General features: G+C 27.6%; 13 protein-coding genes. 10 read left to right on the top strand and 3 right to left on the bottom strand.

The annotated features are described in order from the left end of the window. The first annotated feature begins 127 nt into the window (after nt 1–127). The 10 genes from C7380_RS02985 to C7380_RS03030 all read left to right on the top strand — a co-directional run bounded on the left by C7380_RS02985 (nt 128) and on the right by C7380_RS03030 (nt 8,985). Nucleotides 128–1,276, top strand: coding sequence for a sodium ion-translocating decarboxylase subunit beta (locus tag C7380_RS02985; protein ID WP_109604002.1), 1,149 nt, complete (start codon nt 128–130; stop codon nt 1,274–1,276). Nucleotides 1,277–1,297: 21 nt separating this feature from the next. Then, nucleotides 1,298–1,504, top strand: a complete 207-nt coding sequence (locus C7380_RS02990) for an ATP-binding protein (protein ID WP_109604003.1) — start codon at nt 1,298–1,300, stop codon at nt 1,502–1,504. 22 nt (nt 1,505–1,526) lie between these two features. Continuing rightward, nucleotides 1,527–2,684: a 2-oxoacid:acceptor oxidoreductase subunit alpha gene (locus C7380_RS02995; protein WP_109604004.1), complete on the top strand. Its 1,158-nt coding sequence runs from the start codon at nt 1,527–1,529 to the stop codon at nt 2,682–2,684. Nucleotides 2,685–2,756: 72 nt separating this feature from the next. Next, nucleotides 2,757–4,211, top strand: coding sequence for a GGDEF domain-containing protein (locus tag C7380_RS03000; RefSeq protein WP_109604005.1), 1,455 nt, complete (start codon nt 2,757–2,759; stop codon nt 4,209–4,211). Between the two features lie 75 nt (nt 4,212–4,286). Next, nucleotides 4,287–4,568: a stage V sporulation protein S gene (locus C7380_RS03005; protein ID WP_109604006.1), complete on the top strand. Its 282-nt coding sequence runs from the start codon at nt 4,287–4,289 to the stop codon at nt 4,566–4,568. Then, nucleotides 4,565–4,804 carry a hypothetical protein gene (locus C7380_RS03010; protein WP_109604007.1) on the top strand — a complete coding sequence of 80 codons (240 nt, stop codon included), beginning with the start codon at nt 4,565–4,567 and terminating at the stop codon, nt 4,802–4,804. Before C7380_RS03005 ends, C7380_RS03010 begins: the two co-directional genes overlap by 4 nt. Beyond that, entirely contained in the window at nt 4,797–5,699 is a 903-nt protein-coding gene (locus C7380_RS03015; protein WP_109604008.1) for a DUF1385 domain-containing protein, read from the top strand. The genes C7380_RS03010 and C7380_RS03015 overlap by 8 nt, the downstream gene beginning before the upstream one ends. A 102-nt stretch (nt 5,700–5,801) precedes the next feature. Continuing rightward, nucleotides 5,802–6,842 carry a LacI family DNA-binding transcriptional regulator gene (locus C7380_RS03020; RefSeq protein ID WP_109604009.1) on the top strand — a complete coding sequence of 347 codons (1,041 nt, stop codon included), beginning with the start codon at nt 5,802–5,804 and terminating at the stop codon, nt 6,840–6,842. After that, nucleotides 6,835–7,818, top strand: a complete 984-nt coding sequence (gene galT, locus C7380_RS03025; RefSeq protein ID WP_109604010.1) for a galactose-1-phosphate uridylyltransferase — start codon at nt 6,835–6,837, stop codon at nt 7,816–7,818. The genes C7380_RS03020 and galT overlap by 8 nt, the downstream gene beginning before the upstream one ends. A 9-nt stretch (nt 7,819–7,827) precedes the next feature. Further along, a complete protein-coding gene (locus C7380_RS03030; RefSeq protein WP_109604011.1) occupies nt 7,828–8,985 on the top strand; it encodes a galactokinase in 1,158 nt (385 codons plus the stop codon). 32 nt (nt 8,986–9,017) lie between these two features. On the opposite strand, the gene C7380_RS03035 is transcribed toward C7380_RS03030, so the two are convergent. The 3 genes from C7380_RS03035 to dprA are packed head-to-tail and all read right to left on the bottom strand — an operon-like array spanning nt 9,018 to nt 13,204. Beyond that, entirely contained in the window at nt 9,018–10,025 is a 1,008-nt protein-coding gene (locus C7380_RS03035; protein WP_109604012.1) for a mannose-1-phosphate guanylyltransferase, read from the bottom strand. 15 nt (nt 10,026–10,040) lie between these two features. Next, nucleotides 10,041–12,215, bottom strand: coding sequence for a 1,4-alpha-glucan branching protein GlgB (gene glgB / locus C7380_RS03040; RefSeq protein ID WP_109604013.1), 2,175 nt, complete (start codon nt 12,213–12,215; stop codon nt 10,041–10,043). Between the two features lie 11 nt (nt 12,216–12,226). Beyond that, nucleotides 12,227–13,204: a DNA-processing protein DprA gene (gene dprA, locus C7380_RS03045; RefSeq protein WP_158274761.1), complete on the bottom strand. Its 978-nt coding sequence runs from the start codon at nt 13,202–13,204 to the stop codon at nt 12,227–12,229. Nucleotides 13,205–13,234 lie beyond the last annotated feature (30 nt).

The following is a 13,234-nucleotide window of genomic DNA, read 5'->3' on the forward strand; positions in this document are numbered from 1 at the left end:
CGCTTTTTCTTTAATAACTGCTAATAAGTAAGAAATAAATAACTCAACAAAGGTTGAAAAATTTTTCATATAGTTTTATAATAGTCTTGAAAATACTTTTTATTTATATATTTTGGGAGGTAAAACGATGGAGCTACAGGAAGGACTAAATTTACTGAGTTTTTTTTCTAACAGTGGATTTGCATTTTTAACTTGGCAACATATTTTGATGATATGTCTTGGTTCACTTATAATATATGTTGCTATAGTAAAACATGCAGAACCACTTTTGTTGATCCCTCTTGGATTTGGGATGATAATGGCAAATATCCCTCCAGAAGTTACAGGAATACTTTCTGCTCCAGAAAATGGACAGGTAGGCGGATTATTATGGTATATAAAACAAGGAATGGATTTGGGTATATATCCACCTTTAATTTTCTTGGGAATAGGAGCAATAACTGACTTTTCATATCTCATAGCAAATCCAAAATTGGTTCTTTTAGGTGCTGCGGCACAAGTTGGAATCTTTATATCTTTTATACTCGCAAAGACTATGGGATTTAGTCTTGCAGGGGCTGCATCAATTTCTATAATTGGTGGAGCAGATGGACCGACATCTATATATTTATCAACTAAGTTTGCACCAGAACTCTTATCCGTAATAGCTGTTGCGGCTTATTCTTATATAGCTTTAATTCCTATACTTCAACCAGTAGTTTCAAAACTCTTGACAACTAAAGAAGAAAGATTGATAAGGATGAAAAGATTAAGAACTGTAAGTAAAAAAGAGAAGATAATATTCCCTATAATTACTACATTAGTTGTAACTCTAATAGTTCCACAAGCTTTACCTCTTCTTGGAATGTTAATGCTTGGAAATTTACTTAAAGAATCTGGAGTTACCTCAAGATTAGCAGAAGCTGCTTCAAGATTTATCTTAGATACAGTTACCATATTGCTCATGGTTTCTGTTGGTGCATCGGCTACTGCTGAAATATTTTTAACAACTCAAACATTAAAAATAATGCTTTTAGGAGCTACGGCATTTATAATAGCTCTATCTTCAGGGATACTCTTTGCGAAATTAATGAATGTTTTTTCAAAAGAAAAAGTAAATCCATTGATAGGAGCAGCGGGTGTATCAGCTGTACCAGATTCAGCAAGAGTTGCTCAACAAGTCGCACAATCAGAAGATCCTTCTAATTTCATATTAATGCATGCAATGGGTCCAAATGTTGCAGGAGTAATAGGTTCAGCAGTTGCAGCAGGTGTCTTTATAAGTATAATAGGCTAAAAATAAAATGGAGGTGCAGAAATGCCAGCCAAAAAAAGTTTTGAAGTAAACATAAACAGGAACTATTGTAAAAAATGTGGTTTATGTTACTGGATATGCCCTACAAAGACAATAGTTGCTGGGGATTTTGGAAGACCAGAAATACCAGATCACAGCAAATGCATAGGTTGTTTACAATGTGAAAGAATTTGTCCTGATTTTGCTATAAACATTGTAGAAAAAGAATAAACTATTAGGGTGGTGTAAACTTATGGGTAAAATGTATTTCATGCAAGGAAATGAAGCAGCAGCAAAAGCAGCTATAAAAGCAGGTTGCAAATTCTTTGCAGGATATCCGATAACTCCATCTACAGAAGTAGCTGAAACTATGGCGAGAGAACTTCCAAAGGTTGGAGGAACATTTATACAGATGGAAGATGAAATAGCAAGTGCAGCAGCAATAATAGGAGCTTCTTTAGCAGGAACAAAATCTATGACTGCTACAAGTGGTCCTGGTTTTTCTCTTATGCAAGAAGCTTTAGGATATGGAATAATGACAGAAACACCATGTGTTTTTGTTGATGTAATGAGGGGTGGTCCGAGTACAGGTATGCCAACTAAACCTGCACAAGGTGATATCATGCAGGTTAGATGGGGAACTCATGGAGATCATCAGATAATAGTTTTATATCCATCTACAGTTGAAGAAGTTTTTAAATATACTACGGTTGCATTTAACTATGCTGAAAAATACAGAACTCCTGTAATTCTTTTGATGGATGAAGTTTTAGGTCATATGAGAGAAAGTGTTTATCTTGAATATGAAGATGAATATCCTGAAAACATAGAAAGAAAAAAAGAAGAAGAATTAAGTGATGATGATTTATTTCATCCATTTGATGTTACTGAAGGAGTTGGAGTACAACCATTAGTTGAAATGGGAAAAACAAGATTTCATGTTTCTGGACTTGTACATGATGAAACAGGTTTCCCTGTAAGAAATCCAGATCTATCTGAAAAAATGATACAACATTTGGACACAAAAATAAGATTATATACAGAAGATATTTCTATATATGATGAATATATGTTACATGATGCAGAAATAGTTGTTGTAGCTTATGGCTCAACTGCAAGAAGTGCTTTGAGAGCTGTAAAAATGGCCAGAGCAGATAAAATACCTGTAGGTCTTTTTAAACCAATAACGATATGGCCAATTCCAACTTCAAGGTTTAAAAGAATATTTAAAAATGCTCAAGCTATAATAGTTCCAGAATTAAATTTAGGACAGTATGTGCATGAACTTTCAAAATTAAATAAAATAAATAGACATATAGAATCTTTAACAAAGACTAATGGAGAACTCTTTACACCAGAAGAAATATTAAAATCAATTGTAAAGACTTGGATTCAAATAACTGAAATGTAAATAAATTGAAATTGACAAACTCTTCGGGTATAATAATAAGGCTCGAAGAGTTTTTTAGTCTAAGGTGATTTTATGTTTTATGATATAAAATATGAAAAGTATATAAAAAATATTAATGTTGATCCTGGTATGATATATTTTTTTTATAATCTGGATAAAAGTTTTTATTATAATTTTAAAATTGACATAAAAATCTACAAAGATCCTATAGATGTTCCTGATAATATATATAGGTTTATAAAACTTACAAATTCATTTAAATCTATTTATTTAAATGAGATAATAGAGGTAAATAATATTGAACAACAAAATCTTAAAATAATAGGTAGTGCACACAGTTTAGATTTTGAATATGAAGAACTAATGTCAGATTTACCAAATTTATTGGTCAATTTGATATCAAAAACTAAAAAATTGCCAGCTTCATTTATAATGGATATAATGTTAAAAGGTAATAAACTTGCTAACATACTTTTGAATATAAACAAGTTGATAGAAAAAGCATATAAACCTGAAACAGAGTTTGAAGATCTTATAAATTCAATATTAAAAATTCTTACGAGTGATCAAGGTGCTGGTTTTGATAGAGCTATTTTATTCAAAAAATATAATGAAAATTATGAAGTGATCTCGGCAAAAAAATCGATGCTTTATTTTTTTGAATATGATAAATGTAAAAAAGCTAATAAAATAGAAATGAATATACTTGAAAATAAAAACGATCTAGAATTAATAGAAGAAGATGAAAAATTTCTAAACAAATTAAAAAGTATAAAAATATCAGAAAAAATAATCAAAAAAAATGACTATATAAAAAATATACTCATAAAAAACAAATCAGAAAAACTTCCATTGAGTTCTATGCCTTTGATAACAATAAATAAACTTGGAATAGTCGGAGAACTTGCAATAATGCCCATAAAATTGAATGAAAAAATATATGGATTCATAATATGTGATAATAAATATTCATTAAATCCAATATCTGATGAACAAATAGAAATAATGGAATATTTAAAAAAACAAAGCTCTATGATTTTAGAAAATAAAATAGCTATAAATATTTTAAAAACAGAAGCGGAGATAGATCCTTTATGTAAATTTCGAAATAGAAATAGCTATGAAAAATATATTGAAAAATTAAATATAACTGATGAAAAATCTCTTGGTATAGTTATGATTGACATAGATAATTTCAAAAAAATAAATGATACATATGGACATTCATATGGCGATGAAATATTGATAAAATTTTCAGATACAGTTAGAAAATATATAAGAAAAACAGATAATATATTTAGAATTGGTGGGGATGAATTCATAATATTTTTACATAATACAGAAAAAGAAAAGATAAAAGAAATAATAGAAAACATATTAAAAGATTTTAAATCTGAAAATACTTTTACTTTTTCAGCTGGCGGAGTTATAAAAAAAGATGAAAATATTTATAAATATCTTGAAATTTCAGATAAGAATCTTTACATATCTAAAAAAAATGGAAAAGGAATATTAACTTTTTCATAATCCAATTTTGAAAAAACGTAAAATTATGATAAAATATATAGTGAATTCTTAACACATAAGGAGGAGAGCTCAAAGATGGAAATATTAAAAGTCAGTCATTCATCAGCCCCTAACAAAGTAGCTGGAGCTATTGCAGGAGTACTATCAAAGACTGATGAAGTCGAAATCCAGGCAATAGGTGCAGGTGCAGTTAATCAGGCTGTAAAAGCAATAGCAATATCGAGAAGATTTGTAGAATCTAAGGGGAAAATATTATTCGTAATTCCTGGATTCGTAGAAGTTGAGGTGGGCTCTGAAACAAGAACCGGTATAAAATTTAAAGTTTCATCAAAACAGGTTGAAGAAATTCAAGAATGATATCTGAAAAGATAATTAATGAAATTATTACCGCGTGTAGAAATGACACGCGGTTAATTTCAATAGTAAAAGATGTTGCAAATATGGATAAAAATACGAGGTATGAATTTCGTAAAAAGGCTTCCATAGTTTTAAAAGGTAAACATAGTATTGAAAAAGAGGCTTTAAAATTTTATTATCTAGTTACTGAAGATGGGATTTCTGAAGAGGTAATTAGGAGGTTAGAAGATGAATAAACCAAAAAGTGTTGGAGGCCAGGCTGTAATAGAAGGAGTAATGATGAAAGCTATAAACACAGTAGTAGCCGTAAAAAAAACTAATGGTAAAGTGGCTGTAAAAAGAATAAAAGATAAATCATGGGGAATTATAGAAAAGATACCATTCATAAGAGGTTTTTTTGTGCTTTTACACGCGATGATAACTGGTATGGGGGCACTTTCTTATTCGGCAAAAATGTCAGGTGAAGAAGAAGAAGAATTTACAAAAAAAGATATGATATTTTCAATTATTCTTGCTTTTATAGTTGCAACATTTGGATTTGGAGTACTTCCTGTCATAATAGCAAAACCTTTTAATATACAATCTGAATTTTGGTTTGCTTTTTTTGAAGGTATAGTTAGAGGATTTCTAGTTATAGGTTATATTGCTGCAATAGCAAGAATGAAAGATATAAAAAGAGTTTTTGAATATCATGGTGCTGAACATAAAAGTGTTTATAATTATGAAAGTAACAAAGATTTGAAAGTAGAGAATGCAAGAGTTTTTACAACACTTCATCCAAGATGTGGAACAAGTTTTATATTGATAACAGTATTTGCTTCAATAATAGTATTTTCTATTTCAGGAGGTCTTGGATTCAACACTATATGGGAAAAAATTATTTCAAGAATAGTTTTGTTACCTCTTGTTGCTGGAGTAGCTTATGAGTTTCAAAGATTGACAGCTAAAATAATAGATAATCCTATAGGTAAAATTTTGGCATATCCTGGATTAATGCTTCAAAAAATAACTACTAATGAACCAGATGATGAACAATTAAAAATAGCTTTAATATCGTTAAAATTTGCTTTAGATGAAAGTTTTGATGGTGAAACTGAAGTTGAATTAAACCATTTTGAGGAAGCCGCTTAATAGCGACTTCCTTTTTTTGTAACTTTTTCTATACTTAAAAGTAATTTTTTTGTATTAAAATTATAACAACTACCGTGAACGTTACCGGTGAGGAGGATAATTATGACAAAAAAATATATAACTATAAAAGATGTCGCAAAAGAAATGGGTGTTTCTATAAATACTGTATCCAGAGCTTTAAATAATAAGCCAGATATAAATGAAGATACAAAAAATAAAATATTAAAAAAAGCAAAAGAAATGGGATATGTAAGAAATTCATATGCTTCACTTTTAAAGTCTAAATACAGTAAAATAATAGGAGTTATAATTCCAGATAGTTCAAATCCTTTTTTTTCAGAAGTTTTTAATTCTATTGAAAAAAGTGCAAGAAAAAAGGATTATCAATTAATAGTTATGAATTCTGAAGGATTATATGAAAATGAATCAAAAGCAGTTGAAGTATTTATAGAAAGAAGAGTAGATGGCATTTTATTATTTCCAATGCAAAAAAAATATGAAGATATAAAAGGGTTAATTTCAAATAAGTTTCCAATTGTATGTGTTGGTAGAAATATAATAGGTTGGGATATGGATGAAATATATAATAATGATTTAGAGGGAGGATATCTTGCAACTAAACATCTAATAGATCAAGGGTTTAAAAATATAATAATGATTTCAGATGAACTTTTTAATTCTGCTTCAAAACATAGAATTGAAGGATTTAAAAAAGCTCTAAATGAAAATGATCTAAATTATAAAAATAACATAATTATATGTGAAAAAATACATGAAGGAAAACATGTTGAAGCAGGTTATAAAACAATATTAAAATTATTAAAAGAAAATAAAAAATTTGATGGTGTCTTTTGCTACAATGATTTGATAGCTTTTGGAGTTTTGAAAGCATTGAAAGAAAACAATATAAAAGTACCATATGAAATTGGTGTTATTGGTTTTGATGATATAAAATTTTCTTCTTTAATAACTCCTTCTCTTAGTACAATTAGAGTTAATAAAGAAAAATTAGGAGAAGAAGCTTTTAACATGTTATATAAAAAAATTAAAAATCCAAAACAAAAATTATTAAAACAAAAACTTGAAATAGAATTATTAATAAGAGATTCATCATTAAAAATAAGAGGTGATATTAATGGCTGAATTGAGATGGAATCCATTATTAAGGACATATACAATGGTTGCAGGTAATAGACAAAAAAGACCTCATATGCCTCAAGATTGGTGTCCTTTTTGTCCAGGAGAAGGAAAAAATGTTCCTGATAATTATACGGTTTTTAAATATGATAATGATTTTCCAACTTTAAAACAAAATCCAGATATTCCAGAATTAGAAGATGATGATCTTTATAGAATAAAAGAAAATTATGGTAAATGTGAAGTAATATTATATTCACCAGATCATAATGTTACATTACCTCAACTAAGTTTAGAACATATTAAAGAATTAATCGATCTATGGCAAGAGCGAAATAATGATTTATCTAAAGATGAAAAAATAAAATATGTATTTCCATTTGAAAATAGGGGTAAAGAAGTTGGAGTTACAATGCCTCATCCACATGGACAATTATATGCATATTCATGGATACCTTTAAAAATAAAAGCAGAACTTGATAGTTGTAAAGAATATTATAATAAAAATAAAAAATGTTTATTGTGTGAGATGAATAAAAAAGAAAAAAATTTTGAGAAACGAATTTTAATAGAAAATAATAATTTTATATCTTATTTACCATTCTTCACAGATTATCCTTATGGAGCATTCATAGTCTCAAAAAATCATAAATCAAATCTTTCACAATTCAATGATAATGAAAAAAGAGATTTAGCTGAAATTTTAAAATATCTTACCGGAGGATTTGATAATATATTTGATAAAATTTTTCCTTATATGATGGTTGTACATCAGAGCCCAGTTAATAGCAATGAATATAAAGATTCTCATAAATATTTCCATTTTCACATAGAATTTTATCCACCATTGAGAGATAAAGATAGAATAAAATGGTACGCTTCAAGTGAAATGGGAGCATGGGCCGCTACAAATACCCTTTTAGTTGAAGATACAGCAGAAATTTTAAGGAATAATATAAAAAAATTTAAAGATCTTTTATGAGGTGATTTTATGAAAAAATTTTATAATGAATTTTTGAAAATATATGGAAAGAGTGACAAAAATATAAGTTTATATTTTTGTCCAGGGAGAGTGAATCTCATAGGTGAACATATTGATTATAATGGTGGAAAAGTACTTCCAGCAGCACTTTCGATTGGTATATATGGATTTATAAGAGAAAGAGAAGATAATTTAATAAAAGTCATATCTATGAATATTCCAAATTCAATAAAAATAGATATAAAATCAGATTTATTTTTTAATAAAGAGGATGGTTGGGGTAATTATATTAAAGGTATAATAAAATATTTGAAAGAAGATAATTTTAATATAAAAGGATTCGATATTCTTTTGTATTCTACATTACCAGATAGTTCAGGATTATCTTCATCTGCTGCTTTAGAAGTTTTAATGGGATTTATGTTTTTAGATATGAGTGATTATAAAAATATAGATAAAAAATATTTATCAATGTTGGGGAAAAAAGTAGAAAATAAATTTCTTGGTATAAATTCTGGGATTATGGATCAATTTTCAGTAGCTTTTGGTAAAAAGGACAATGCAATACTTTTGAACACTGATAAACTTGATTATACATATATACCAACTAATTTTGGAGATTATAGATTAATGATTTTAAACACTAATAAAAAAAGAGGTCTTGGAGAATCAAAGTACAATGAAAGAAGAAAAGAATGTGAAGAAGCTTTAAATATTATACAAGAACATAAAAAAATAGAGCATCTATGCCAAGCAGATATTGAAGATTTAGAATATTTAAAAGATGAAAAAGTTCTTTTTAAAAGGGCAAAACATGTAATAAAAGAAAATAAGCGAGTATATAAAAGTATAGAGGCTTTAAATAATAATAATAATATAAAATTTTTTGGTGAAATACTCAATAAATCTCATGAATCATTAAAAAATGATTATGAAGTTACAGGAAAATACTTAGACTGTATAGTTTCTATAGCTCAATCTCATGAATCTTGTATAGGATCACGTATGACTGGTGCTGGATTTGGAGGTTGTGCAATAGCTCTTATAGATAAAAAAAATATAAATGAATTCAAAAATTTTGTTAATAGAAATTATTTTGATGAAATGGGTTTAAAATGTGAAATATATGAAATAAAAATAGAAGATGGTGTAAAAAAATTATGCTAAAAAAATAATAACGGTTAAAAACCGTTATTATTTTAAAATTTATCTTCTTTTTTTAATTGTTCTACAATATTTCTAACATTTTGAACAGAGTCTTCTTTAGATATCAAAATTCCATCATCAGTTTCTATTAAAACTATATTTTCGAGTCCTACTATACCCACTTTTTTATTGCTATGAATAAAAACATTTTTTGAATTAAAAAGATATATATTTTCTTTTTTATCGGAATATCCTTCAAGTTCTCTTACAGAAACCCAATTTCCAACATCAGACCATGTGAAATTTGATTGTATACATTTTACATTTTTAGATTTTTCCATTAAAGCATAATCTATACTTATTCTTTCCACTTCAGGCATTATTTTTCTCAATTTTTCAATATTTTTTGGATTTAATTCATTCATTTTATCATACATATCTCTATTATAAAGTTTCATTTCATTCATAAAAACAGATTTTTTCCATACAAACATGCCACTATTCCAAAGAAAATTATTACTTTTTAAAAAATCAATAGCAGTATCTAAATTTGGCTTTTCTCTAAATGATTTTACATTAAAAATATCTTTAGATATTTCTTCACTTTTTTCTATATAACCATAACCTGTTTCAGGTCTATTTGGTGATATACCAAAAGTTATCAAAGAATCATTTTCAGCTGCTTTTATAGCTAAGTCCACAGTTTTCCAAAAATTTATCCAATCAGGTATATAATGATCTGCTGGTAGAATTAGTACTATATCATCATTTTTCGCACACAGAGTTGCCAACATACAAGCGGGAGCAGTATTCCTCGCAATAGGTTCAAGAATTATATTATTTTCAGATAATTCGGGTATATCATTTTTTGTGTTAATAAAATGTTTTTCAGAAGTAACCACAAAAATATCATCTTTTGAAAGTTTATGATTAAGTCTTTCAAAAGTTTCCCTTAAAAGACTTTTATTTGAGAATATTTTTAAAAATTGTTTTGGAGTTTTTGAATTGGATAATGGCCAAAATCTTTCACCAGATCCTCCTGCAAGTATTATAGCTTTCATGAAATCACCTCTATTTTATTTTAATTCAAAAAATATACCACTTAAAGGAGGTAATGTAATATTTATAGAAAAATCTTTTCCATGCCAAGGTATATTTTCAGAATTTATTTCTTCTATTATACCCCAATTTGATCCAGAATAAATATCTTTATCAGAATTAAATATTTGTTTATATATACCTGATTTTGGAACACCGATTCTATAGTTTTCTCTGATAACTGGAGTAAAATTAAAAATACAAACTATAAAGTTATTATTATTATCTTTTCTTAAAAAGCTAATAATAGAATTTTCTGAATCGTTTATATCGATCCACTCAAATCCAGTCGGATCAAAGTCTATTTCATATAAAGGTTTTTTGTTTAAATAAATGTTTGTAATATCTTTGAAAAATTTACTCAAACTATAATTATATTCTTCATTCAAAAGATGCCAATCTAAAGAATGATTAAAATCCCATTCCTTATATTGAGCAAACTCACTTCCCATAAATAAAAGTTTTTTTCCAGGATGTGAATACATAAAAGTATAATAAAGCCTTAAATTTGCAAATTTTTGCCATAAATCTCCAGGCATTTTTTCGATCATAGATTTTTTCCCGTATACAACCTCATCATGAGAAATGGAAAGTATAAAATTTTCAGAGAATGAATAAACCATAGAAAAAGTTATTTCATTTTGATGATATTTTCTGTATATAGGTTCTTTTTCAAAGTATTCAAGAGAATCATGCATCCATCCCATATTCCATTTCAAATCAAATCCCAATCCATTATTTTCAACTTTTTGAGTTACTCCAGGAAAAGAAGTAGACTCTTCTGCTATTGTTAAAAAACCTGGAAAATCATTTTTTAATATAGAGTTCAGATGCTTAAAAAATTCAATGGCTTCAAGATTTTCTCTGCCACCATATTTATTTGGTATCCATTCGCCATCTTTACGGCTATAATCAAGGTATAACATAGATGCAACAGCATCTACTCTCAAACCATCTATATGATAAATTTTTGCCCAAAAAAGAGCATTTGAGATTAGAAAATTACTGACTTCATTTCTACCATAATTAAATATATAAGTACCCCAATCTATATGTTCTCCGAGTCTTGGATCTTTATGTTCATAAAGTGCAGTTCCATCAAATCGACCCAAAGAATGTTCATCTTTTGGAAAATGTCCTGGAACCCAGTCTAATATAACTCCTATATTATTTCTATGCATTTTATCTACAAAATACATAAAATCTTTTGGAGTTCCAAACCTCGAAGATGGAGCAAAATAGCCCGTTATTTGATAACCCCATGACATATCCAATGGATGTTCAGATATTGGCATCAATTCTATATGAGTAAAGTTATTTTCTTTTAGATATACTACTAAATCATCAGCGAGTTCTTTATAATTTAAAAAATTATTTTCTTCTTTTCTCTTCCAAGATCCTGCATGAACTTCATAAACATTCATGGGTTTTTCTTTAAAATTATTTTTAGATCTTTTTTTCATCCATTTAGAATCTTTCCATTTAAAATCATTTATATCAAAAACAACAGATGCATTTGCTGGTCTCATTTCATTAAAGAATGCATAAGGATCTGATTTTAAAAGAATATCATTGCTTTGAGTCTTTATTTCATATTTATATATATCTCCAGATTTTACATTTGGAATAAAAATTTCCCATACACCACTATCTCCAAGAACTCTCATTTGATGAATTCTTCCATCCCAACCATTAAATGAACCTACTACACTTACTCTTTTAGCATTTGGTGCCCATACTGAAAATAAAGTTCCTTCTACATCTTTTATTTTCATAACATGTGCTCCAAGTTTTTCATATATATTATAATGTGTTCCATTCTTAAATAAGTACTTATCTAAATCACCAAATACAGGTAAAAAAGAATAAGGATCTTTTGTTTGCCATTTCTTCTTATTTTTTCCAGTATATAGCAATTCATATTCAAAAAAGTCATTTGCATCAATAATTATTTCAAATAAACCGTTTTCATCGATTTTTTTAAAAAAATCATTGCTAATATCACTGACAAGCTGTACCACTTCTGCAAAAGGTTGCAAAGTTCTGATTACAAATTGCTTTTTATTCATTTTATGAATACCTAAAAAATAAAAAGGATCATAATAATCAGCAGATACAAGTTTTTTAATTTCTTCCTGTCTCAATATTGGCATAATATTCCCCCTTAAAGTAGAAAGTAAACACCTGATTCTTGTGAAATTATTGATTTAATTTCAAGATTCATCAATGTAGATAAAACTATTGAAACATCTTCATTGAGTTTATTGCATATTAAATCAACTGTATTTATGTTATTTTTTATTAAATCTATTAATTGATTTTCAAGAGAATTATTTGTGTTTAATTTTTCTCCAGAAATGCTTATATTAAAAATTTCTTTTAAAATTTTTTTAGATATTATAGGTGTTGCTCCAGAATATATTAAATAATTTGTTCCATATGAATTTACTCTTGTAATATCACCTGGAACTGCAAGAACATCTCTGCCAAACTCTAAAGCATAACGTGCGGTAATCAAGGATCCACTTTTTTTTGCTGCCTCTATTACTATTGTTTTATCTGAAAAACCAGCAATTATTCTATTTCTATATGGAAAAGTGTGTTTAAAAGGTGTACTACCAGGTATAAATTCTGAAATTACAAGATTTTCATTACAAAGTTTTTCATAAAGTTTCTGATTTCCTTTAGGATAAGCCGAATCTACACCATTCCCAAGAACAGCTATAGTGTTTTTAGAATTTTTATGTACAGCAGAATCTATTCCGTAAGCCATACCACTTACAGTTGTATAATCACTTAATATTTCACAAAATTCTTCAGTTGTTTTTATTCCATAAGCTGTTGGTTTTCTCGTACCCACTATAGAAACAGTTTTTGTTTTTATAAGAGAAATATCTCCTTTATAATACAAAATTACTGGAGGGTCTTTAATAATTTTTAAATTTTCAGGATAATCCGAATCCCAAAAATTAATTATTTTGATATCTTTATATTTTTTTAAATGATTATAAATATTCAATTTTTTAGAGTTGTAGTCTTCTTTAAAAACAGGAGCATTTTCTTGTCCTTGATATATTTTGATAATTTCTTCATTACTTTTTTTAAAACATTCTCTTAAAGTTATCAAATCTAAAGTATCCATACAAATCCTCCAAATCCTTTTTAATTCATT

Origin of the sequence: Oceanotoga teriensis, from assembly GCF_003148465.1 — a bacterium.
GTDB classification, from domain to species: domain Bacteria; phylum Thermotogota; class Thermotogae; order Petrotogales; family Petrotogaceae; genus Oceanotoga; species Oceanotoga teriensis.